The organism is Collinsella aerofaciens, assembly GCF_028206795.1.
In the GTDB taxonomy this organism is placed as follows: Bacteria; Actinomycetota; Coriobacteriia; order Coriobacteriales; family Coriobacteriaceae; genus Collinsella; species Collinsella aerofaciens_AX.
On sequence record NZ_JAQLFJ010000005.1, the window covers coordinates 108,917 to 130,895 of the forward strand.

The 21,979-nt window shown below is 59.3% G+C and carries 20 protein-coding genes; 10 read left to right on the top strand and 10 right to left on the bottom strand.

Annotation, left to right across the window (positions count from 1 at the left end; all coding sequences use genetic code 11):
- The first annotated feature begins 379 nt into the window (after nucleotides 1–379).
- Nucleotides 380–781, top strand: coding sequence for a hypothetical protein (locus PMX70_RS04680; protein ID WP_271743033.1), 402 nt, complete (start codon nucleotides 380–382; stop codon nucleotides 779–781).
- A 129-nt stretch (nucleotides 782–910) separates the two neighbouring features.
- Here the strand turns inward: PMX70_RS04680 and PMX70_RS04685 are convergent, their stop codons facing one another.
- A complete protein-coding gene (locus PMX70_RS04685) occupies nucleotides 911–1,726 on the bottom strand; it encodes a putative RNA methyltransferase (protein WP_271743034.1) in 816 nt (271 codons plus the stop codon).
- A 190-nt stretch (nucleotides 1,727–1,916) separates the two neighbouring features.
- Between PMX70_RS04685 and PMX70_RS04690 the strand changes: the two genes are divergently transcribed.
- A complete protein-coding gene (locus tag PMX70_RS04690) occupies nucleotides 1,917–3,299 on the top strand; it encodes an MATE family efflux transporter (RefSeq protein WP_271743035.1) in 1,383 nt (460 codons plus the stop codon).
- Nucleotides 3,300–3,326: 27 nt separating this feature from the next.
- Here the strand turns inward: PMX70_RS04690 and PMX70_RS04695 are convergent, their stop codons facing one another.
- Nucleotides 3,327–4,193, bottom strand: coding sequence for a LysR family transcriptional regulator (locus tag PMX70_RS04695; protein ID WP_271743036.1), 867 nt, complete (start codon nucleotides 4,191–4,193; stop codon nucleotides 3,327–3,329).
- A 158-nt stretch (nucleotides 4,194–4,351) separates the two neighbouring features.
- On the opposite strand from PMX70_RS04695, the gene PMX70_RS04700 reads away from it, so the two are divergent.
- Both PMX70_RS04700 and PMX70_RS04705 read left to right on the top strand, forming a co-directional pair.
- Nucleotides 4,352–5,254 carry a DMT family transporter gene (locus PMX70_RS04700; protein WP_117820859.1) on the top strand — a complete coding sequence of 301 codons (903 nt, stop codon included), beginning with the start codon at nucleotides 4,352–4,354 and terminating at the stop codon, nucleotides 5,252–5,254.
- Nucleotides 5,255–5,342: 88 nt separating this feature from the next.
- On the top strand, nucleotides 5,343–6,068 hold the full coding sequence (locus tag PMX70_RS04705; RefSeq protein ID WP_117820858.1) for a uracil-DNA glycosylase: 726 nt from the start codon (nucleotides 5,343–5,345) through the stop codon (nucleotides 6,066–6,068).
- Nucleotides 6,069–6,118: 50 nt separating this feature from the next.
- Here PMX70_RS04705 and PMX70_RS04710 read toward each other — a convergent pair whose 3' ends face one another.
- The 3 genes from PMX70_RS04710 to PMX70_RS04720 all read right to left on the bottom strand — a co-directional run bounded on the left by PMX70_RS04710 (nucleotide 6,119) and on the right by PMX70_RS04720 (nucleotide 9,301).
- Complete coding sequence (locus PMX70_RS04710; RefSeq protein WP_271743037.1) at nucleotides 6,119–6,799, bottom strand: SDR family NAD(P)-dependent oxidoreductase; 681 nt, start codon at nucleotides 6,797–6,799, stop codon at nucleotides 6,119–6,121.
- 9 nt (nucleotides 6,800–6,808) lie between these two features.
- Nucleotides 6,809–7,531: a VUT family protein gene (locus tag PMX70_RS04715; RefSeq protein WP_271743038.1), complete on the bottom strand. Its 723-nt coding sequence runs from the start codon at nucleotides 7,529–7,531 to the stop codon at nucleotides 6,809–6,811.
- A 156-nt stretch (nucleotides 7,532–7,687) separates the two neighbouring features.
- Entirely contained in the window at nucleotides 7,688–9,301 is a 1,614-nt protein-coding gene (locus tag PMX70_RS04720) for a peptide chain release factor 3 (RefSeq protein ID WP_117817263.1), read from the bottom strand.
- A 479-nt stretch (nucleotides 9,302–9,780) separates the two neighbouring features.
- Between PMX70_RS04720 and PMX70_RS04725 the strand changes: the two genes are divergently transcribed.
- The 4 genes from PMX70_RS04725 to PMX70_RS04740 all read left to right on the top strand — a co-directional run bounded on the left by PMX70_RS04725 (nucleotide 9,781) and on the right by PMX70_RS04740 (nucleotide 12,705).
- The gene (locus tag PMX70_RS04725; protein WP_152068430.1) at nucleotides 9,781–10,161 is read left to right on the top strand and encodes a GntR family transcriptional regulator; all 381 of its coding nucleotides are present in this window, start codon (nucleotides 9,781–9,783) and stop codon (nucleotides 10,159–10,161) included.
- Between the two features lie 23 nt (nucleotides 10,162–10,184).
- Nucleotides 10,185–11,066, top strand: coding sequence for an ABC transporter ATP-binding protein (locus tag PMX70_RS04730; protein WP_117786914.1), 882 nt, complete (start codon nucleotides 10,185–10,187; stop codon nucleotides 11,064–11,066).
- Nucleotides 11,063–11,761, top strand: coding sequence for an ABC-2 transporter permease (locus PMX70_RS04735; protein ID WP_271743039.1), 699 nt, complete (start codon nucleotides 11,063–11,065; stop codon nucleotides 11,759–11,761). The genes PMX70_RS04730 and PMX70_RS04735 overlap by 4 nt, the downstream gene beginning before the upstream one ends.
- A 68-nt stretch (nucleotides 11,762–11,829) precedes the next feature.
- Nucleotides 11,830–12,705 carry an EamA family transporter gene (locus tag PMX70_RS04740; RefSeq protein ID WP_271743040.1) on the top strand — a complete coding sequence of 292 codons (876 nt, stop codon included), beginning with the start codon at nucleotides 11,830–11,832 and terminating at the stop codon, nucleotides 12,703–12,705.
- Nucleotides 12,706–12,799: 94 nt separating this feature from the next.
- Here PMX70_RS04740 and PMX70_RS04745 read toward each other — a convergent pair whose 3' ends face one another.
- The 3 genes from PMX70_RS04745 to PMX70_RS04755 all read right to left on the bottom strand — a co-directional run bounded on the left by PMX70_RS04745 (nucleotide 12,800) and on the right by PMX70_RS04755 (nucleotide 15,226).
- Nucleotides 12,800–14,104, bottom strand: a complete 1,305-nt coding sequence (locus PMX70_RS04745) for a chloride channel protein (RefSeq protein ID WP_271743041.1) — start codon at nucleotides 14,102–14,104, stop codon at nucleotides 12,800–12,802.
- Between the two features lie 126 nt (nucleotides 14,105–14,230).
- A complete protein-coding gene (locus tag PMX70_RS04750; RefSeq protein WP_271743042.1) occupies nucleotides 14,231–14,764 on the bottom strand; it encodes an LOG family protein in 534 nt (177 codons plus the stop codon).
- Nucleotides 14,765–14,800: 36 nt separating this feature from the next.
- Complete coding sequence (locus PMX70_RS04755; RefSeq protein WP_271743043.1) at nucleotides 14,801–15,226, bottom strand: potassium channel family protein; 426 nt, start codon at nucleotides 15,224–15,226, stop codon at nucleotides 14,801–14,803.
- 213 nt (nucleotides 15,227–15,439) lie between these two features.
- On the opposite strand from PMX70_RS04755, the gene PMX70_RS04760 reads away from it, so the two are divergent.
- Together PMX70_RS04760 and PMX70_RS04765 are read left to right on the top strand one after the other, a co-directional pair.
- Entirely contained in the window at nucleotides 15,440–18,244 is a 2,805-nt protein-coding gene (locus PMX70_RS04760) for an ATP-binding protein (RefSeq protein ID WP_271743044.1), read from the top strand.
- Between the two features lie 41 nt (nucleotides 18,245–18,285).
- Nucleotides 18,286–18,765, top strand: coding sequence for a pyridoxamine 5'-phosphate oxidase family protein (locus PMX70_RS04765; protein WP_124786444.1), 480 nt, complete (start codon nucleotides 18,286–18,288; stop codon nucleotides 18,763–18,765).
- 73 nt (nucleotides 18,766–18,838) lie between these two features.
- Here the strand turns inward: PMX70_RS04765 and PMX70_RS04770 are convergent, their stop codons facing one another.
- Together PMX70_RS04770 and PMX70_RS04775 are read right to left on the bottom strand one after the other, a co-directional pair.
- Nucleotides 18,839–21,031 (bottom strand): hybrid sensor histidine kinase/response regulator, encoded by a 2,193-nt coding sequence (locus tag PMX70_RS04770; RefSeq protein WP_271743045.1) that lies wholly within the window; start codon nucleotides 21,029–21,031, stop codon nucleotides 18,839–18,841.
- Entirely contained in the window at nucleotides 21,028–21,897 is an 870-nt protein-coding gene (locus tag PMX70_RS04775; RefSeq protein ID WP_271743046.1) for a substrate-binding periplasmic protein, read from the bottom strand. The genes PMX70_RS04770 and PMX70_RS04775 overlap by 4 nt, the downstream gene beginning before the upstream one ends.
- Nucleotides 21,898–21,979: the final 82 nt, after the last annotated feature.

The window sequence follows — 21,979 nt, forward strand, 5'->3', positions numbered from 1 at the left end:
GCCGTTCGTTATTGTCCCACATGCGACATGGCCCACAGCATCCCAATGCAAAGCACCGCCATCAATCCCGTGCACACGGCAGCGATCACAGAATCGCTCATGCGCCTTCCCAACGACCGCGACTCGCGCACTTGCCCTGTTCCGTACATCATGGCTCCTCCTTAGACCAGCTCCTTGTTACGACTCCATCATCGCAGCGCTGCGCATGAGCTGCCATCGATTTGGCTTACGCCCGGCTTTCGCTTTTGAAAGGTTGGGCCGCACAGGCTCAAAGCGCTTTCATGCGCATGCATCGCCGCGTTGAACTACAATGTGCTTCACCATATGTGCAACACGGGGGGTACGCCAGACCGGCCGTACTCGTATCGAAAGGACCACCATGAGCTTCACTCGCAAGACACTTAAAGTCCTTGCCCTCATTTACTTTGTTTTGGGCATCGCCAGCCTCGTCATCGCCGGCGTCGGCATCGCCAACGGCAGCCTCGATTCCACGTATGGGTCGAACGCCATGCTCGCCGCGGCCGTACTTGTCATCAAAGGTCTTGTCGATCTTGCCGCAGGTGTTGCGGGCATCAAGGGTGCCAACAAGCCTTCGCAGGTAGGCGGCGCGTTTAAGCTCGGTATTGTTGCCGCGGTCGCCACACTTGCCCAGGCGGTGCTCACGCTTCCCGCGTTTGGTGGCGACGCCATCAACTTTGGCGCCTTTGTCATCGTGGTCTACGACTTGTTCTTTGTTCAGCAGGCGCACGACGTCAAGGCCGAGAACAAGGACCGCCTGTAAGCGCTCGCTTGTCATAGCCTCTTGCAGCCAAGCAACTAAAAAGGGCCGATCGCGCAGCAACGCGGTCGGCCCTTTGCGTTTGCCCAGATAAAACCTGCCAAAATAAACCTGTCCCTTTTTGGCAGGTTATTAGCGGTGACGGTACTCGGCGATGATGAAGTCGATATCGGTCTGAAGGGTGTCCAGGTTTGCCAGGCGCTCTTTGTCGGCAGGGCGTGTGCGGTAGTAGTACGGCGTCATCTGGAACACCGCCTCGATGTCGGCCTGCGTCTGGAGCGTAATGTTCGCAGACACCCGCTGCGTTCCGACCAACTCGAGCTCGGTAGTCTTCGGCAGCTTCTCGTCATTGAGATATGGCGTGTCGTAGAGCACCTCCTTGAGCCCAAACAGGTGCCGAGCACCCGGCACCACGGTATAGAGCGAGCCCTCTGGCGCCAGCACGCGGGCAAACTCGCGCTCGTTAAAGGGAGCGAAGAGCTCGGTCACCATATCGAAGGCGCCATCGGCCACGGGGATGTCCTTCATATTGGCCACAAAGTAGGTCGCATCGCCGCGCTTGGCGGCCAGGCGCACCATCTCCTTGCCCAGGTCGAAACCGTAAGCATCCACGTCCGGCACCGCGCCCATGGCGCTCGTGTAGTAGCCCTCGCCACAGCAAATATCGAGCAAGGTCATGGGGACGCCTGCAGACGCCGCGCGACCAGACACCTGTTCGCGCATCAGTTCGACCATCGCATCGCGCAACGGCGCATAGTAACCGCGGTTCAGAAAGTCACGACGGCTGCGCGCTTGCGACTTGGGATCGCCCATGGAATCGCCGCTCTTAGACGAGCGCAGCAGATAGAGATAGCCCTCGCGCGCACGGTCAAATCGGTGTCCGCCCGCGCATGCAGCACCGCGCTCGTCGTCCACCAACGGCTCATGGCAAACGGGACACAACAACATGGCAACTCCTTAGCGCGGACAACACAACGCCCACCATTGTCGCACGCCTTCCCCATCTAGTCATAGAAGAGACAAGGAGTGTCCCCAGCTGCCGGCAGAAAAGGAACGTCCCTAAGTGTCGACTAGTCGATTAGGAGTATCATCATCTGCGCAAATAAGCACGAAAGAGCATGTTAAAGATTGAGAGCGTATGGCTGATACCGCATCTAAGCACATTGACATGACCACTGGCTCGCTGTGGCGCAATATTCCCCTGTTCGCTTTCCCCGTAGCCGCCACGAGCATCTTGGAGCAGTTGTCGAACCTCATCGCCACGGTCATCATCGGTAATTTCTCGGGCGACCAGGGAACCCTCGCCATGGCGGCGGTCGGCTCCAATGTTCCGCTTACCAGTCTTATGCTCAACCTGTTTATTGGCATGTCGCTTGGCTCCAACGTGGTCATCGCCAACGCTATCGGCCGCAACGATCAGAACATGGTCAAACGCGCCGTCCATACCTCGATTTTAATGGCGCTCGTGGGCTTTGTCGTCATCGCACTGGGCGAGATCTTTGCCGAGCCCATGCTCGCCGCGCTCAACGTTCCCGCCGAAACCATGCCGCTCGCTTCGCTCTACCTACGCGTCTTTTTGCTCAGCATGCCCTCGATCTTGCTCTACAACTTTGAGGCCGCGATCTTCCGCTCCGTCGGTATCACCCGCATGCCGTTGCAGGCGCTTGCCGTGTCCACCGTCCTCAACATTGGCCTGGACCTCATCTTTGTCCCCGTACTCCACTGGGGCGTCGCGGGCGTCGCCATCGCCACCGCCATCGCCTACACCGTCAGCGCCGTCACGCTCTTTGTCCGCCTGCTCAAGACCGACTCCGTCGTTCGTGTCGCCCCGCGCGACCTGGCCATCGACCCCGTCGCCCTCAAGCGCATCGTCAGAATAGGCCTGCCCGCCGGCATCCAAAGCGCCGTCTTTGCCGTCGCCAACATCATTATCCAGTCCGCCATCAACAACCTGGGCACCGAGGTCATGGCGGCATCCAGCGCCGCTATGAGTCTGGAGTATGTGTGCTACAACCTGCTCAACAGCTTTAGCCAGGCCTGCACCACCTTTGTGGGACAAAACCACGGCGCTCGCCAGATCGACCGCTGCACCAAGACGCTCAAGGTCTGCCTGGTCGAAGGCGGCATCGTTGCGCTCACCACCATCGTCATCATCGTCGGCTTGGGGCGCGAGATCCTGGCGCTCTTCAACAGCGATCCCAACATCGTCTCGATCGGCTATATCCGCGTGTGCTCGATCTTCCCGGCATACGCCTTTAGCATGTTCTACGAAAACATGTCCGGTTACCTACGCGGCTTTGGCATCTCGCTTATGCCCGCCCTCATCACCATGATCTGCGTCTGCGGCATTCGCTTCTATTGGGTATTCTGCGTGTTCCCGCACTTCCGCACCTTTGCGAACATCATGATGGTCTACCCCATCAGCCTGGGCACCACGGCGTTCTTTATGGTCGTGGCGGTATTGCTCTGTCACCCGGCACGCACCTATCGCGCCGCCCAAGTCAAAGCAACAGCCCGCTAAACACCGCGCCCAACGTCACGTCAGTCATTAATTGACAATATGCGAGCTCATATAGTCGATAAAGCGCCTCGTGGCGATAGGCATGGTGTCCCAGCTGCGCCAGGCTGCCACCACGTCGCGCGAGGGAGCGTGCACGATGGGGCGCACGCAGATATCGGCCTTCATGCCCTCGACCGTACGACGGTAGAGCATGCTCACGCCAAGGCCTTCCTCCACCATCGCCATAATGGTGTAGTCGTCGGTGACCTCACTCGTCACATGCGGCGACAGCCCGTGCGCGGCAAAGGCATCGAGCACCAGACTCTGTTCGCCCTCATCCAGCAGCACAAACGGCTCGGACGCCAGGTCGGCGAGCGTCACCTTTTCCTTTGCCGTCAGCGGATGCGCGGTCGGCAGCAGCGCCACCAACTCGTCGTGATAGACCACGCGCTTCTGGAGCCCCGCGGTAAATCCGCGCGCCGTAAAGCAAAAGTCAACCACGCCATCGTGCACCCACTGGGCGTTGCGCGTGTAATCGCCCTGCTTGAGGGCAAAGCGCACGCCCGGGTGCAGGGCCCCAAAGTCGCGAATCACGCGCGGCAGCACGGTACGACTCACGTTGGTGAACGTCGCAATACGAATATCAGTCGAAGAGAGCCCCAGCAGCTCCTGGCGCTTGCCCTCAAGCTCGGCCTCGGCGGTCACAATCTGGCGCAGGAACGGCAGGTACTGTTTGCCGTCGCGCGTAAGCGACACACCCTGCTTGCCGCGCTCGATAAGCGTGGTACCCAGCTCGCGCTCGAGCGCCTTGACGGCCTGGCTCACCGCGCTTTGTGTGTAGCCCAGCTCGTCCGCTGCACGTTTCAGACTGCCGCAATCGACCACCATACAAACAATCTGATACCGCGATGCCATCGTGCCTCCACATCAATGCAGCCGTAAAACGTTTTGCCAGCGCTTTTCGCACCTACTTTAGCATTTCTTAATCATACTGAAGATACATTCGCTTTACTACATCCACATCTGAGAGCAGAATCCTTTGTGCGAAACCGTTCTGTAACAAAAGGAGTCCCATGGATCGCAAAAAAGCAATCGCGCTCTCATTTTCCGTTCCCGTCGCATGGGGCTTTTCGTATCCCCTCATGAAGATCGGCATGGACAGCATGAACGCCACGAGCATCGTTGCGCTGCGCTGCATCATCGCCTTTGCGGCCTGTCTGCTGCTCTTCCACAAGCACGCGTTGCGCATCAACCGCGACCTTATGGTTCGCGCCGCCATCATCGGTGCCATCATGGCATCCGAGCTCACGTGCATGTGCCTGGGCTCCAGCCTCACCTCCGCCTCCACCGCCGGCTTTTTGCAGAGCCTGACAGTCGTAATCGTGCCGTTTGCCAACGCAGCCCTGCTGCGTCGCGCCCCCGAGCGCAAGGTGCTCGTCGGCACCGCCATCGTCACCTGCGGCATGCTGCTGCTCTCGGGCGCCGACTTTACCAGCCTGAATCCCGGCGCAATCATCATGCTGCTCTCGGCTTTTATCTATGCCAGCCACATTATCGTGGCCAAGCGCTTTGTCGAGGAAGTCGATCCGCTTGCTCTGGGCGTTTGGCAGCTGGGCTTCGGCGGCTTATTCTCGGGTATCGCCGCATTCACCTTTGGCGGTTTCACGCTTCCCGGCACGCCTAGCGAGATTGTCGTTGTCGTCGCGCTCGCACTCATCTGCTCTGCCTATGGCTTTATCACCCAAACGCTCGTGCAGCCCCACGTGCCTGCCGAGACCACCGGCTTCGCCTTCTCGCTCGAGCCGGTATGCTCCGCCGTCTTCTCGTTCTTCCTGGTCGGCGAGGTCCTCAGCCCCATCGCCTTCTTTGGCGCCGCCCTCATCCTCACCGGCGTCATGGTGGCAACCGTCGAACTTCCGCACCTTCGCGCACATGGACAGGCTCGCGTGGCAGGAGCGCCCGAGCACGTCTCGTAGACCCCACTCCTCATACAGCCGTGGCATAAAGGCAACCGGTGCGCCTTTACAATAGATGTCAACAGAGCATCTGACGTAAAGGAGCCCCATGGACGCCGCGACCCGCGACCGCAACATAGCAACTTGGTTGGGCGATGCGCCGCAGCCGGTACGTGACACTACGAACCAGCTGCTCGAGCGCATCGCCCTTTTGCGTGCCGAGCAAACCATCTACCCGGCACAAGACGACATCCTCAATGCCCTCGCCTACACGCCGGCCGACCAGGTCAAGGTTGTCATCTTGGGTCAAGACCCCTATCACGGACCCAACCAGGCCATGGGACTGTCGTTCTCGGTCCCGGCGACGCAAACCAAGTTGCCGCCGAGCCTGCGCAACATCTATAAGGAGCTCAAAGCCGATCTGGGCTGCCCCATCCCCGCCACGGGAGATCTAACGCCATGGGCACTGCAGGGCGTCCTGCTCCTCAACACTACGCTCACCGTGCGCGAGCATGCCGCGAACTCGCACGCCAAGCTGGGCTGGAGCGCGCTCACCGACTACGTTATCGAACGCTGCTGCCAGCTGCCCCAGCCGGTCGTCTTTTTGGCATGGGGCCGCTTTGCCCAGCAGATGGTCGAAGGCAAGCTCGCCGCGACCGGCGCGGGCAAGGCAACCGGCAAGTTCTGCCTGGCCTCCACGCACCCCTCGCCGCTTTCGGCCAACCGTGCCACGGCAGAACTCCCCGCTTTTATGGGATCGCGCCCCTTCTCGGCAGCCAATCGGCTACTCGAGCAGCACGGCTCGACCCCCGTCAACTGGACTTGCCTCGGCTAAAAATCGATACATCAAAAACGCGCCCGACGGCTTTCCATCGGGCGCGTTTCCTATTCGGGCCAAATAAATTGTGTGCGGCCGGCCTCACCGCCGTCAATGAGCAGACTCTGCCCGGTCATAAACCGGTTGGTCACGCCCACAAAGTAGATCCACTCGGCGATCTCTTGGGCGGTGGCCCAGCGCTTGAGCGGCGTGAGCTCCATAATCTGGCTCCACAGGTGCTCGTCCTCCATCACGCAACGGTTGAGCGGCGTGATGACGCCACCCGGGTCCACGCTGTTGGCAATGGCCTGCGGTGCCAAGCGGTTTGCAAGGTTTTTGGTGTAGGCGATAACGCCGCCCTTGCTGGCGGCATAGGCGGGAAACTCCGACCCCGTATGGCCGCTCGCCGACCCCACATTGACCACTGATTTGATAGCCGGCGCCGGCTTGGCGGCAAGCCCCTCCCCCACAAAGGCATAGCGCTCGGTCACGTTGATGGTGCCCGTTAGGTTGGCAGCGATGTCGTCGGCCGAATCCTGCGTGCCGGCAACGTTCACGATCACCTGGGGCTCAAGGTCGTCTGGAAACGAGTCCGGCTCGCGGACATCAACGATCAGATGACGGTAGCGCTCGTGCTCGACGGCCGCCGGCAGCAGATCAAAGCCCACGACCTCGTGGCCCTCGTCCAAAAAGCGCTGCACGCACGCGGCTCCGATACCGCCCGAAGTGCCCGTGATCAAAACCCGCATACTTGCTCCTTAGGCGGTTGCGTGGCGCTCGAGGTACTCAGCACCCACATTCTCGCGCTCCCAGCCGCGCACGACCTTGTAGCCCACGGGGCTCAGGAAGACCTCGCACAGCAGCTCGGCGACGGCGCCCGTCAGCGAGCACATAACGACCTGCACCCAGGTCCAGCCAAAGAACGTGTGGCTCACCACAATGGCAAAGACCAGGTTGTCGATAAACTGACCGATGCCCGTGGACACATAGGAGCGGAAGGCAAAGCTCGCAAAGTTATTCTTTTTGAGCATACGGCCGAGCGACTGGTTGAGCGTGGAGTTAACCACGGCAGAAACGAGCATTGCCAACGAAGAGCCCAGTACCACGTACCAGGTGCCGCCGATGGTGGCGTTAAGGGCGGCGTTGACCTCGATCATACCCGTGTCGTAGTAGGCACCCCACATGCCGGGCGTGAGCGAGCATGCCCAAAAGCACAGGCTCACGGCCAGGTTAACCAGCAGCGCGAGGATAGAGATTTTGATGGATGCCTTGGCGCCAAAGCGCTTGCAGATCATGTCCTGGCACAAAAACGAAACCCAGCTCACCACAAAGCCGCAGTCGAGCGCCAGATACGGCAGGCTGATAAGCTCTTTGTTGGCCAGCAGGTTCATCATGATGACGCTCACGAAAAACAGCGAAACCGTTGCCGCGGGAATGCTCCGCAACAGGACCTTGTAGTCCTCCATGACCTTCTTGATCATTATGTACTCCTTTGGTTTTAGGTTTAACGAGCAGGATATCGGACCCGAACTGCTCGGCCGCCCCGGTCTTGAGGCGACGGTGGGTATGATAGCCGCTCACACGGCAGCAGGCAAGCGAACGGCGCGACAGCCCCGCAGGGCCACCGCGCCGGTGCGCTAAAACGTTACGTTGCCAAACTCCGACAGGATGAGGTCGGGGTTATGGTCGGTCGCCCAATCGACGTTCCACGGGCTCGTGAACAGCAGCAGCTTGCCGCCGCGCATGTCCTCGACGCGCAGCGTGTCGCGCGTGAGCGAAAGGCCCGGGATATCGATGGTATCGGGGTCGTTCTGGATCCAGCGGATGTCCGTATAGGGCAACGGCTGGCGACGGACCTCGACACGGTACTCGGCCTTCAGGCGGCGCTCGAGCACCTCAAACTGCAGCACGCCGACCACGCCCACAATGACGCTCTCCATGCCGGCACCCAGTTCGCGGAAGATCTGGATGGCGCCCTCCTGGGCAAGCTCCTCCATGCCCTTCACAAACTGCTTGCGCTTGAGCGTATCGACCTGCGTAATGCGAGCGAACATCTCGGGGGCAAACGTCGGGATCTGCGGATACTGCACGTGGCGCTTGCCGGAGCACACGGTGTCACCGATGCTAAAGATACCCGGATCGAACAGGCCCACGATATCGCCCGCGTACGCCTCGTCAACAATCGCGCGGTCATCGGCCATCATCGACGTGCCCGTAGCAAGCTTAAGCTTGCGGTTACCCTGCACGTGGAAGGCATCCATGCCACGCTCGAACTTGCCCGAGCAAATGCGTACAAAGGCAATGCGGTCGCGGTGGTTCTTGTCCATGTTGGCCTGGATCTTAAACACAAAGCCGCTAAAGTCGTCGCGGCAGGGATCGACCGGTTCGCTGGTAAGCGTATCGGTGTAGGCGCGCGGCGTCGGGGCCAGGCGCAGGAACTCCTTGAGGAAGGGCTCCACGCCAAAGTTGGTGAGCGCCGAGCCAAAGAACGCCGGGCTCAGCTTGCCGCAGGCCACGGCATCCAAGTCGAGCTCGTCGCCGGCGCCATCGAGCAGCTCGATGTCGTCCATCAGGTTCTTATGGTTCTCCTCGCCGATGAGCTCGTCCATGGAAGGATCGCCCAACTCGGCCTCGACCTCGGCAACCTTCTTGGTGGCGTTGGCGTGGCCGTCACCCTCAAAGGCAATAACGCGACGGGTCTGACGGTCGAACACGCCGCGGAAGTTGCGACCGCTGCCGATCGGCCAGTTCATGGGATACGTATTGATGCCCAGAACATTCTCGATCTCTTCCATGAGCTCAAATGGATCGCGAGCCTCGTGGTCGAGCTTGTTCACAAAAGTGAAGATGGGAATATGGCGCAGTGTGCAGACCTTAAAGAGCTTTTTGGTCTGGGCCTCGACGCCCTTGGCGCCGTCGATGACCATGACCGCGGCGTCGGCGGCCATAAGGGTACGGTAGGTATCCTCCGAGAAGTCCTGGTGGCCGGGGGTATCGAGGATGTTGACGCAGGCGCCGTTATAGGTGAACTGCAGAACCGAGGAGGTGACGGAGATACCGCGCTCCTTCTCTATGTCCATCCAGTCCGAGACGGCATGCTTGGCCGAGCTCTTGCCCTTGACCGAGCCGGCAGTCTGGATGCTGCCGGTATAGAGCAGCAGCTTCTCGGTAAGCGTGGTCTTACCGGCGTCCGGGTGGCTGATGATCGCGAATGTGCGGCGCGACGAGATTTCATCCGACAGGCTTGCCATGCGGATCCTTTCTTGCATTGAGTGCATTACGTCGTTGTAACCGCACTATTGTAGCCGCGAAACCTCGCCATAGGGCACCTATCAGGACAAATTCATCAGCTGAGCTCGCCGTGCGCCGGGCAGCCGCCTCAAGGATTGTCTCGATCTGTAACAGTAAGACGGGTTTTGAGCCCCTACCTGTTACAGATCGAGACAAACTGGCAGGCCCGCCGGCACAATCTCAATCTGTAACATCTAGCCGCCCAAATCAGGTCTAACTGTTACAAATCGAGATAAACAGGAAGGCAGGGAGCCAATGTCTCAATCTGTAACAGCAGGCGACCCGAAACGGATCCAGGTGTTACAGATTGAGATTGTTGTGGAGCAAGCGCGGCACTGGCGGGCTATTCCACATTTAGCTCTTGTGTAACTGTGCATAGTGTATATATACTGTGCTTACCGGTTATATACACGTGTAGCCCAACAGCTAAGGAGCCGCTGTGGACATCATCCTATCCAATTCGAGCGACAAGCCCATCTACGAGCAGATAACCTCGCAAGTCAAAGCTCAGATCCTTTCGGGCACGCTCGCGGCGGGAGCCAAACTCCCCAGTATCCGTGCACTCGCGAGCGATCTTGGCGTGAGTGTCATCACCACCAAGCGCGCCTACGCCGACCTGGAGCAACTCGGCTTCATCTGCACCGTGCAGGGCAAGGGCTGTTTTGTCGCCGAGGGCAACCAGGAGCTCTTGCGCGAAAACCAGCTCTGCCATATCGAAGAACTGCTTGCGAAAGCGGCGAGCCAAGCCGAAGCCCTGGGCGTTACGCGCGACAAGCTGCACGAGATGCTCGACCTGGTAGCCCCCGAAACCATGCAGTAGCCATCTGCAAGAAAGGCTATACCATGCAAAACCTTTTAGAACTCAAAGGCATCTCACGCCGTGTGAGCGACCGTTTTTCGTTGCGAGTGGTCACACTCGCCGTGGAGCCCGGCCAGATCGTTGGCTTTGTGGGCGCAAATGGCGCCGGCAAGACGACGACCATTCGCGCCGCGCTTGGGCTTATAAAGCTCGATGCCGGCGAGGTGCATCTGCTTGGACAGCGCTGCGACGCCAACGCGCCCGACGAGACGCAGCGCCACCTGCGCTCCCGCATCGGGCTTGTCCTGGACACGTGTCCCTTCCCCTCCACGCTCAAGGTGGGCCAGGTCGAGAGGCTCGTAGGCCCGGCATACCCCACGTGGAGCTGCGAAACGTTCGCCGGATTCATCGACCGATTTGGCCTCGATCCCAAGACGAAGGTCAAGGACCTCTCCCGCGGCATGGGCATGAAGCTGCAGCTCGCCTGTGCGCTCAGTCACAATGCTAAGCTGCTCGTTTTGGACGAAGCCACCGCGGGCCTCGATCCCATGGCGCGCGAGGAACTGCTCGACGAGTTGCTTGCCTTTGTCGCCGACGGCCAGCACAGCGTGCTGCTCTCAAGCCACATTACATCCGACCTCGATCGCACTGCCGACCGCGTCATCTGCATCGATAACGGCTCGATTGTGTTTGACCTGCCGCGCGAGGACATTACCGACCGAGCCGGCATCGCCCACTGCACCCAAGCACAGGCGTCCGAGCTCATGGCTTGCGTCGAAGGCGCCCGTGCCGCCCACCACGCCTATAGCGTGGACGTGCTCGTGCCCAACCGTCGTGAGGCGCTCGAGGCCTTCCCCGAGATTCCCTGCGACCGGGCAACAATTGATGACTATCTTCGCCTCATGCTGAAAGGGGCTTCGAAATGAAACGCGCCTTTATGTCTGAGCTCGCCATCGTCCGCACGCTTGTCCCGAGCATCGCGGGCGTCGGCCTGTTCATCTTCGTCGTACTGACCCTCGCCAACGCATCGGATGGCGATTCCGGTATGAGCGCCGGCGCCTGTGCGGTCAGTGCCATGTCGCCCATCGTGGTCATGAACTCGCTGGCCGGCTACGACAATCAAAACGGATGGGAGCGCTATCGGGCAACGCTGCCCCTCTCGCGCAAAGACATCATCTGTGCACGCTACCTGAGCATCATTGTCTTCTCGGCCGTCATGGCGTGCGCCGCCGCGCTTCTGAGCATCGTCTCCATCCCGCTCTTCAACAGCGTGGGTATCCCCTCGACGGGACAGACCGTCTTTGAGACCGCAATCGCTTCGACCGCGTCCATGCTCATTTCCCTCATGATGGTGTTTCTGGCACAGCCGCTGTTCTTTCGATTTGGACACATGGAGGCGCTGCGCCTTTCCGTCGGCCTGTTTGCCCTGCTCGGATGCCTTGCCATGGCCACACTGAGCTCCTCCAACCCCATCAGCAACTGGCTCATGTCGATTGCTGGGGCGGATCCCGATCCCGCCGTCCTCGGCTGCCTGTGCGCAGGAATTGCCGTACTGGCCCTCGTGCTCTTTGCACTTAGTTGCGCCATCAGTACCAAGGTCTATCGAGCACGCGACCTGTAGGCAAGCGCGGTATCATCGGGCATGCGCCGCAGATCTGGCGCGGTCTTTTATGAGGAGGCGCTCAACCCGTGTCGTGGGTTACAGCAGCATTTGCATCAGCTTTCTTTGCCGGCATCACATCCATTTTGGCCAAATGCGGCATCAGGCACACCGACTCCGACGTTGCAACCGCCATCCGTACTTGCGTGGTGCTCGTATTTGCCTGGGCAATGGCGGGCATTTCTGGATCCATCGGAGCAATCGGCGCCATTCCCGCCAAAGCCTGGCTATTCCTCACCCTCTCGGGACTCGCCACCGGCGCCTCGTGGATCTGTTACTTTAAGGCGCTCAGCATCGGAGACGTCAACAAGGTTGTACCCGTCGACAAGATGAGCACCGTGCTCGCCGTGCTGATCGCCATAGTGCTTTTTGGTGAGACAGGCAACCTGGCGGTCAAGCTCGTGGGAACCGCAGTTATCACGCTCGGCACGTTTTTGATGATCGAGAAAAAGCAGTCCGTCGGCGCAGAGCAAAAGCAAGACCGAGCCTGGCTCGCTTACGCCCTCGGCGCCGCCGTGTTCGCGGCACTCACCTCCGTCCTCGCCAAGATCGGCATCGAAGGTGTCGAGTCAAACCTGGCCACGGCAATCCGCACCTGTGTGGTACTTGTTATGGCATGGGCAATCGTGGCTGCCAAGGGAAAGCTGGAGCAGGTCGCGCGCATTGACCCGCGCGAACTCGCATTTCTTGCGGCATCGGGCATTGCGACCGGCGCGTCGTGGCTGCTGTACTACTACGCCATCGCTGCAGGCCAGGTGTGCGTCGTCGTGCAAATCGACAAACTATCGATTGTCGTATCGGTGCTGTTCGCACGACTGGCCTTCAACGAAAAGCTGTCGCATCGAAGCGCCATCGGCCTTTTCCTCATCGTGCTGGGCACCGCCGCGCTCGCGATTTGGAAGTAGCGTCGGTGCCAGGCGAGATTCAGTCCACCCGCAAATCCGTGACACAGCGCCCACACCGGGCTTGAGATGTTTGTATTGACCGTGTGCTGCCGTGCTACTTGCGCAGCGGCTTGGGCAGCGGAATGCCGGCGGCGATAACGGCGGCGATGATCATACAGACGATACCCTTGAGCGGGAAGCACATGAGCAGCAGGCCCACGACCATGACGGGCTGGCGCATGACGGCACCCATCGTCGATGCCGTGCAGACGGCGACGCAGAAGACCGGATCGGCGCCGGTGAGGATGGCAAGACCATAGCCCAGGCTCACGCCCGAGAAGATGACGGGGAAGAAGTGGCCGCCGCGCCAGCCCATGTTGATAAGGGCAGGGGTCAGCATGGCCTTGACAAGACCGGTTGCAATAAGCACGCCGGCGGGGATGGCCATATAGGTCTCCATGAGCACATCGGCCTGCGTCTCGCCGGCAAACATGGTGTAGGGCAGGACCGTGCCGCAGATGGCGAGTGCCAGGCCGGCCAGCATGGCCTTGACGACCGGGCGCTCCCCTATGGCGTGGGCCAATGCCTCGCTCGCGTGCTCCGAGACAAAGTACAGCCAGCCACAGACGGTACCGGCGAGAGACAGGGGGATAAGCCAGGCAAGCTCGAGGTTACCCACCTGGGCAGCCTCGAACCTCGGCATGCCCATGCCGCCACCCATAAGCTGGCCGAGCAGCAGATAGGTGCCCAGGCCGCCGGCAATCGCGATGCCGTAGACCACGGTCTTTTGCGCCTTGGGCAGCTTGATGGTGATTTCATCGGACGCTGAGTCCTCATCGTCGTTGTCGCCCTGGCCGTCGGCACTACCGGCAAGCGGCGCCACAAAGCCAAATACGGGCGCGGTGAAGAGCGCCGTCAGGGCAGCCTGGGTGCCCAGCAGCGTGAGCTCCCTAAACTCGGCTCCAAAGCGACGCATGCGATCGCCGACCCAGCTGCACAGCCCCGCGATGACGCCGGTCAGTCCGGCTTCCGGTCCAATGCTTCCGCCAAACAGCAGCGGCAGCAATGCCGCGAGCGAAAGCTTGCCCAGGTTGTCGTACGGGTAGCGACCGTCTTGTTTAACCTTGGCCATCACCTGGTTGAGGTCATCGGTCTTGGTGCCCGTCATCTTTTCGTACAGGCCGATCAGCAGGCCGCCCAGCAGGCAGACGAAAAACGGATACGGCAAAAAACCGAACGGACCGCTCGCGAGCTCGGGCGAAGCGACGCCCAGCATATGCGGGATCTCGGTCCATAGATAGTCGATACCGTGCTCCATCGCAAAGAAAAACAGCCAGACCGCGGCGCCTGCAAACGCACCGGTCACGGCCACGCTCACTAAAAACAGCGCACGGTTTTTGGGTTTTGCAAGGTTGTCCATCGGGACCTCCCGTGGTCAAAATCGACAAAGATACGTTTTATTGTAGGACGGGCAGGGCGTGGGCGGGCCAACCATCTACGCCGCGAACAGCACCGTTGGGTGCCGCACGTGCGATGGGCCCAAGGCTCAGTTGCCGATAATCGATGCGATCTCGTCCAGGTCATCGGCAAAGTAGATGCCCTGCTGGCGCTGCGGGCTCGATAGGCCCTTGCCGATCATGTGCTCGAGCAGCGACTTGAGATCGTTGTAGTAACCGTCCAAGTTGTACAGGATGCACGGCGCGCTCAGATGCCCCAACGACACGGCCGACATGACCTCAGCGATCTCCTCGAGCGTGCCCGTGCCGCCCGGAAAGGCAATGAACGCATCGCCAAGCTCGATCATCTTGGCCTTGCGCTCGGCCATGTCGCTCGCCACGATCAGGTCGTCGATACCATCGTGCTGAAACTCGGCCTCAATAAAAAAGCTTGGCTCCACGCCGGTCACATGCCCGCCGGCATCGAGCACGCTATCGGCGAGCGCACCCATCAGGCCCGATTTGGACCCGCCGTATACCAGCACGTGCCCGTTGGAGCCAATCCAGTTGCCCAGCTCTTGCACCGCAGGCAGAAACGCCGGGTCGTTACCGACGCTGGCGCCCAGGTATACCGTGATATTCATATTCAATCCCCCTCGTCGTGACGCGCGGCGCCCGTTCTAGCGTTGGCGTCGGCGATATTCGCGCACACGGCGCGATAGGTCGGCAAGCTCGTCACGATCGAGCTCTTCCAAATGCTCCAGATCATCCATAAAGCACGCCATGGTGTCCTTTTGGCGCATCTTGATGAGCGTATTGCAGTAGCTCACCGCCACGCCCGTGAGCATGGCGATGTAGAAGATGCTGATGACGCTCAGGACAACGGTAATCGCGCGGGCAACCGGCGTTTCGGCCGGGATATCGCCAAAGCCGATCGTCGAGACCGTCTCAAAGCTAAACCACAGGCCATCGCCAAACGTAAGGGTCGTGGGCTCGGACAGCCAGACGGCCGTCGAGCACAGCAGATAGAAAACGAGAAACAGGCCCGTGATGTGCGCAAAGCCAGCCTGGCGCAGCACATCGGCAAGCGTCCTCAACTTGTTCATCGCGACCCCTTTTCCCAGACGCCCCATCACATTCGCTCGGTATTGTCCCACGCCTCCCCCGCAAACGGAACTAGTCATTGGGGACGTTCTTAAACGACTAGTCATTTAAGAACGTCCCCAATGACTACCTAACCGTTTAGCGGTGCGGCGGCTGAGTGGGCAGGCTGGGCTGGTATCCTTATGTGATATTGTCTCGACTCGATAGGATTTCATGTGAAACCTTCCACCGTCCTTCGTTTGACTCTATATCGCACCCTGGCCGTCGCGCTTACCGCACTCGCCGTACTGAGCGCCGCCATGCCCGCCCCTGCCTTTGCCGCCGACTCCGACCAGCAGGTCAAGACGGTCCGCGTTGGCTGGCTCGTCAACAACAAAGGCTTCCAGGAAGGCACGCCGGGCGAGCGCCTCTCGGGATGGGGCTACGAGTACCTCCAGACCCTCTCGTATTACACAAAGGGCTGGCAATACGAATACGTTAGCGGCACCTTCTCCGAGCTTATGGACATGCTCGAGGCGGGCGAAATCGACCTCATGCCCAACATCTCGTATTCGGCAGAGCGCGAGCAGAAGCTGCTCTTTTCCTCGAACCCCGAGGGCACTGAGCGCTACTACGTCTACGCCAGGCCCGATCGCGACGACCTTGCCAAAGGCGACCCCCAGGCGCTCCAAGGCCTTACCATCGGCTGCAACGCCGGCGTTATGCAAACTATCGTCGGCCAGCAGTGGCTCGCCGACGAAGGCGTTACCTGCACCTATAAAGAAATCGACACCGGCAGTGCCCTCTTTGAGGCGCTTGCAGACGGCGAGGTCGACGCCGTCATCATGAACGACACCATTTCGTCGCCCGATGCGTCACCCATGTTCTACGTAGGCTCGAGCGACTACTATTTTGCCGTTCCCAAAAGCCGCCCTGACCTGATGAACGACATCAACGCCGCCATGGCGACCATCGCCCGCGATAACCCGCGCTATAACGAGGAAGTCAAATCGAGTTACTCGACCCAAAACAGTGGCTCGTCATCGCTCACCGGCACCGAGACCACCTGGCTCAAAGAAAACGGCAATACCATCACGCTCGGCTATCTTAAAAACCAACTTCCCTACTGTACGCAAAATGACGACGGCGAAATGGAAGGGTCGCTCGCCTCGCTTGCAACGACGTTGCACGACAAGTTTGGCATTACGGTCAATACAATCGCACTCTCGAACAACAAGCAAATGATCAAAGCCCTTTCCAACGGAACCATCGATGTCGCCCTGCCGTTGTTTCGCGACTACTGGCTCGCCGAGCAGACTGGGGTCATCCAGTCAAACTCGATGGGAACGGTTTCGCTGACCGCCATTCACAGTGGCAAAAACCTGAACAGCGACCTTAAGAACATCGCTTGTACAAAGAGCACAATCGTTAACCGTTTTGAGCTCGAAAGTCTCTTTCCGAACGCAACGGTAACCGAGTATTCGAATGACGGCGAGGTGCTCAAAGCCCTCAATGAGGGGAAGGCACGTTGCATCATTGTCCCCAGCACGCGCCTGGAAACTCTCCGCGACATCTACGACATCGAGGATTTCGAAACACAGGAACTCACCAACACGGCGCAACTATCGTGTTTAATTTCGCGCGGCAAGCCCGAGCTGCTGGGAATCATCAATAAGGGCATCGTCAATGCAGGTGAATCGCTCTCTGCAAACAGCTATTTCCCCACATCGTACTCGGCGCAAGAATCGGATGCGTTCCGACTTCTCTACCGCAACCGCATCGTCATTGCGGCAGTCGTCATCTGCATTTTGCTCACCGGCATCGTCATCCTTGTCTGGTCGCTTTACCGCGCACAGGAGGAACGGCAGAAAGCCGATGCCGCCAACGCCGCCAAAACCGCTTTCCTCACGCGCATGAGCCACGACATCCGCACGCCGCTCAACGGCATCCTGGGCCTTATCGAAATTGAGGAATTGAGAGAAGGCGACATGCAGGTCGCCCGCGAAAGCCGCGCCAAGGCGCGCGTTGCCGCCAATCACCTGCTGTCACTGATTAACGACATCCTCGAGATGGGCAGGATCGAGGAGCGCAAAGTGACGCTCGAGCACGAATCATTCAACCTTAAAGAGCTGTGCGACAATGCGCTCGTACTGTGCAAGCTCCGCGCATCGGACCGCGGCATAACCATGCTCGACACCAGCGAGCCCTACGCTGTCGACCAATATATGATCGGCAGCCCCACCCATATTCGGCAGATCCTTGTCAACCTGCTCGACAACAGCATCAAGTACAACAAGCGCGGAGGCACCGTCACGTTCTCATCGACCATCAAACCGGTCGACGACGAGCACGCCGTGTTTTGCTTTAGCGTCTCGGATACCGGCATTGGTATGACATCCGAGTTTTTGGCACACATTTACGAGCCGTTTGCCCAGGAAGGCGACGATGCGCGCAGCAAGTTCCAAGGAACCGGCATTGGCATGTCTATCGTCAAATCGCTCATCGATATGATGGGCGGCACGATTGAGATTTCGAGTGAGGTTGGCGTAGGGAGTACGTTTAATGTCCATATTCCGCTCGAGATCGACAAGAACCCTCAGGCAAAAGAACGTACGGACGAGCAGGCATACAGTTGCTCGCTTGCAGACATGAACGTTCTTTTGGCAGAAGATAACGAGCTCAATGCCGAGATTGCCCAGGCTCTGCTCGAACGCGAGGGCATCGTCGTAACTCGCGCCGCCGACGGCAACGAAGCGGTCGACCTATACGTTGGCCGTCCCGCGGGTAGCTTCGATGCGATTCTAATGGACATCATGATGCCGGGCATGGACGGCTACGAGGCAACCCGCGCGATCCGCCTGAGCGAAAAGGCCGATGCGGCCGACATCCCCATCATCGCGCTCACCGCCAACGCCTTTGCCGAAGACGCCAAGGCGGCACACGACGCCGGCATGAACGCCCATCTGCCCAAACCGCTCGACTTTAACAAGCTCAAAAACATACTCGCCTGTATCAAGAAAAACGGGGCTGTTTCGCTATAGTTTGTGCTCAACCACTATGCGCAGTAGAAAGGAAGCCAACGATGTTTAGGCCCTTACGTCGAAAGAAACGCGCCATCACCGACGAGGAAGCGCGCGAACTGCTCGCTACCTGCAAGCGCGGGGTCTTTGCCGTCAACGGCGATGATGGCTACCCGTACGCCATTCCCGTCAACTACTTCTTTGACGCCGAGCACGACAAGATTTATTTCCATGGCGCCAAGGCTGGCCACAAGGTCGATTCACTCAGGCATGATGATAAAGTCTGCTTTACCGTTTACGGCAACGAGTGGTACAAGGACGGCGACTGGGCTCCCTACGTTATGAGTACCGTTGTCTTTGGTCGTTGTCGCCTGGTAGATGAAGCGCCCGCGTTTATCGAGGACAAAGTCCGTCAGCTCGCGCTTAAGTACTACCCTTCTGTCGAAGAAGTCGAGGAGGAGATCGCCAAAGACATTAAGGGCGTCCAACTCTACGAGATTTCGATTGAGCATCTTTGCGGCAAGCAGATCCATGAAAAGTAAGCCTAAAAGCAGGTCTTGCAAATAGCGATATGGCCCGGCTCCAACCAACATTGGAACCGGGCCATATCGCTATTTATGAAGCGTCGGCGGCTAAGTGCGCGAGCGCCTCAACGAGCTCCTGCGCGCTCACGGGTTTGCTCAGATGCGCGTCCATGCCCGCCTCGCGCGAAAGCCTACGGTCGTCGGCAAAGGCGTTGGCGCTCACGGCGATGATCGGCGTGGTCGCGGCGTCCTCGCGATCGAGCGCTCGAATCTGACGCGTGGCCTCAAGGCCATCGATGCCAGGCATCATAATGTCCATCAGCACCACGTCGTACTCGTGCGGTGCGCTCGCGGCAAACGTCTCGACGGCAGACTCGCCGTCCTTAGCATGCACCACGACGGCACCGGCACGGTCGAGCGTAAACTGTGCGATCTCGGCATTCAGGTCGTTATCCTCTACGAGCAAAACGCGCAAGCCCTGGAGCGCATCGTCGTCACCTGCATCCACGTGAACTGCCTGAGGAATCTCGGAGCGCTTGCACTTCTCAAACGGCAGGCGGATGGTAAACGTCGTCCCCTGTCCCAAGGTACTCGTAAAGCTCATGGTTCCGCCCATAAGCTCGACCAGCTGCTTGGCAATAGACGCGCCCAGACCAGTTCCCGACGAAGCGCCTTCCACCTGTTGTTCCTCGCGGCTAAACGGCTCGTAGAGGTGCTGTTGGAACTCCTCGCTCATGCCAATGCCGTTATCGGCGATCGTGTATTCATAGACGGGGACACCGTCCACCGGCTCCACCTCGCGGCATGCCAGGCGAACATAGCCGCCCTGGCGGTTGTATTTAACGGCATTACCGGCAATATTGAGCAACAGGCGCTTGAGGTGCGTCACGCTCACCCGGGCATAGGGATGATCGAGCGTCTGCTGGTCGCAGATAATTGTCACCAGGCGCTCCTCGGCCTGGCGCTCCAGAATATCGCACACCTCACGGTTGAGGGCCACCATATTTGTAGGCACGAGATTCAGGTCGACCTGCCCGCTCTCCAGGTGACTCATATCGAGTGCCTCGTTCGCAAGGTCGAGCAGCAGTCCCGATGCCGTCCAAATCTTTGAGCGGCACTCGGTCTGCTTCTGCAAGTCGTCTGCGTTGGCATTGCCCACCTCGACCATACCGCGAATGCCGTTGATGGGCGTGCGCAGGTCGTGGCTCATACGGCGCAAAAACTCCGTCTTTGCAGAGTTGGCAGACGAGGCCTCACGCGCCGCCTTTGCCAGCTTGTCGCCATAGCCGCGCTCCTGCAACAACAGGTCGGTCAAGCGTTGGCGCTCGGCGCGGCGGCGCGCCAACACGACAGCGGCTATAACACCGCCGTAGAGCGCCAACACGCTGGCAACAACAACGGCGACGACCTCGAAGTAACGCTGCGCGGACGCATAGGTGTACACGTAATAATTGCACGCTTTACCAAATGTGCCCAGATACCACTCTCCGTTGGCATTGACCAATCTGACCTTACCAGCTAGGCAACGCTCCTTAATACCGTCAACTATGGTGGTATCTGTCACAGGCAAATCGAACACGCCCGATATGGTGGGTTCAACGGCATTGGTCGCAACGACCATGCCGTCGTTTTCAATCACGATACTGCCGCTATCGATGGTCTCATAACCATCGAGCAGGCTCTGCAACTTGAGCGTATTGCTCGCAACCGCCTTGGCGCTCTGGTGCCTCACCGCGACAACGATGCCTTCACCGTCCCGCCGGGCCACGCAGCCAATGTCTGCGACCGAATCATCCGCAAGCGTAATGCGAGCGGTATAGGACTTAAGCGGATGGGCTGCCACCTCCAGCACTGGCGTCTTTTTGAGATTCGCGGCGAGCGACTCGTAGCTCACGTTATCCGTCGAGGACTCGGACACCAAGTTGCCCGATGCGTCCGTCACGATCAGCGCTGTCACATTAAACTGGTCAGCATATTGCTCCAACGTAGCGTTATCCACCGAGCCGTCGCGCTCCATATCACGCGCCGCCTCTCCGGCAATCTCCATAACGCGAATCAGGTTTTTGGTCGCATAGGCGTTGTTGAACGCATCGTAGGAAAGGCTCTGCGTCGCCACGTAATTGACAGCGTCGGCAAAGCGCTGCTCGGCCTGAGCTGTCGTGTAGCTGTAGCTCATCACGCCGGCAACAGCCGAGAGCGCTATCCCCAACAGGACGACGATGAGCCATTCCCGTGCCGAACGATCGCCCCGCTCCTGAGCGGTGTGGTCGGACGCATCAATCATGACAGGCCCTCCACATTCAAAAACGGCGAAGGGTCATCATAGTACTTTGACACCAGGCGTTCCATGGTGCCATCGGCAAGCATTTCTTGATAGGCATGGGTGAGCTTAACGTCAATGCCGCGTGTGTCGTTGAGATCGAAAGCGGTGCCCAACCCAACCTCCAGCAGCGGCTCAGACAGAATGCGATACGTCACACCATAGTCTTTTTCGTAAGTAAGCAGCGAGGACTCATGCGCGGCGATGGCATCGACCAGGCCCTCGACGAGCGCCGGGTTCAGGTACGAGCGGTCCGAAAAGCTGTAGAGCTCCTTGATCTGCGGAACGTTTTCACTGGTACGATTGAGCAGAATCGACTCGGGCTTGGTGGTGGACTGGACCGCCACGACCTTACCCTCAAGATCGGCAAGCGTGTAGATATCGCTCTCGGGATCGACCGCGACCACCTGGCGGCTCGCAAGGTACGGGCCGGCCCAGCGATATTCGTTTTCGCGGCCCGTCATACTAAAGCTGCCCATGACGCAGTCGAGCTCGCCGCTCGCCAGCAGTTCTTTCTTCTTTTCCCAGTCGATCAGCTGGTATTTTGGCTTGTAACCAATGCGGACCAAAGCCTCGGTCAAAATCTCGACATCCAGGCCAACGATATTGCCGTACTCGTCGCTATACACAAACGGCGGATAGAGGTCGCTGCCGACGTTGAGCGTCTTAAGATTGTCGTCTTTGACCTGCGAGGCGGCCGCGCCTTCTGATGCAGACGCCGCGGCCCCGTCATTCGACCCGGAACAGCCAGCTATCGCCACGACAAAGGCACTCACCACTGCAAGCGCAACAAACAACGATATGGCGGCCGAGCGACGAGGTCTTTTCATCGAGCTCCAGACGTTCCTGTTTACAGACTCAAGAGCAAAGATATTAGCAGACAAAACCGCGCTTGCGCTCAATGGTTACAGA

Coding starts and splice junctions, on each gene's coding strand:
- PMX70_RS04695 (WP_271743036.1), bottom strand. CDS start 4,193: ATGGCATCGCGGTATCAGATTGTTTGTATGGTGGTCGATTGCGGCAGT.
- PMX70_RS04710 (WP_271743037.1), bottom strand. CDS start 6,799: ATGCGGGTTTTGATCACGGGCACTTCGGGCGGTATCGGAGCCGCGTGC.
- PMX70_RS04745 (WP_271743041.1), bottom strand. CDS start 14,104: ATGGACAACCTTGCAAAACCCAAAAACCGTGCGCTGTTTTTAGTGAGC.
- PMX70_RS04690 (WP_271743035.1), top strand. CDS start 1,917: ATGGCTGATACCGCATCTAAGCACATTGACATGACCACTGGCTCGCTG.
- PMX70_RS04775 (WP_271743046.1), bottom strand. CDS start 21,897: ATGAAAAGACCTCGTCGCTCGGCCGCCATATCGTTGTTTGTTGCGCTT.
- PMX70_RS04715 (WP_271743038.1), bottom strand. CDS start 7,531: ATGATCAAGAAGGTCATGGAGGACTACAAGGTCCTGTTGCGGAGCATT.
- PMX70_RS04755 (WP_271743043.1), bottom strand. CDS start 15,226: ATGAACAAGTTGAGGACGCTTGCCGATGTGCTGCGCCAGGCTGGCTTT.
- PMX70_RS04735 (WP_271743039.1), top strand. CDS start 11,063: ATGAAACGCGCCTTTATGTCTGAGCTCGCCATCGTCCGCACGCTTGTC.
- PMX70_RS04700 (WP_117820859.1), top strand. CDS start 4,352: ATGGATCGCAAAAAAGCAATCGCGCTCTCATTTTCCGTTCCCGTCGCA.
- PMX70_RS04720 (WP_117817263.1), bottom strand. CDS start 9,301: ATGGCAAGCCTGTCGGATGAAATCTCGTCGCGCCGCACATTCGCGATC.
- PMX70_RS04770 (WP_271743045.1), bottom strand. CDS start 21,031: ATGATTGATGCGTCCGACCACACCGCTCAGGAGCGGGGCGATCGTTCG.
- PMX70_RS04685 (WP_271743034.1), bottom strand. CDS start 1,726: ATGTTGTTGTGTCCCGTTTGCCATGAGCCGTTGGTGGACGACGAGCGC.
- PMX70_RS04705 (WP_117820858.1), top strand. CDS start 5,343: ATGGACGCCGCGACCCGCGACCGCAACATAGCAACTTGGTTGGGCGAT.
- PMX70_RS04750 (WP_271743042.1), bottom strand. CDS start 14,764: ATGAATATCACGGTATACCTGGGCGCCAGCGTCGGTAACGACCCGGCG.
- PMX70_RS04680 (WP_271743033.1), top strand. CDS start 380: ATGAGCTTCACTCGCAAGACACTTAAAGTCCTTGCCCTCATTTACTTT.
- PMX70_RS04765 (WP_124786444.1), top strand. CDS start 18,286: ATGTTTAGGCCCTTACGTCGAAAGAAACGCGCCATCACCGACGAGGAA.
- PMX70_RS04730 (WP_117786914.1), top strand. CDS start 10,185: ATGCAAAACCTTTTAGAACTCAAAGGCATCTCACGCCGTGTGAGCGAC.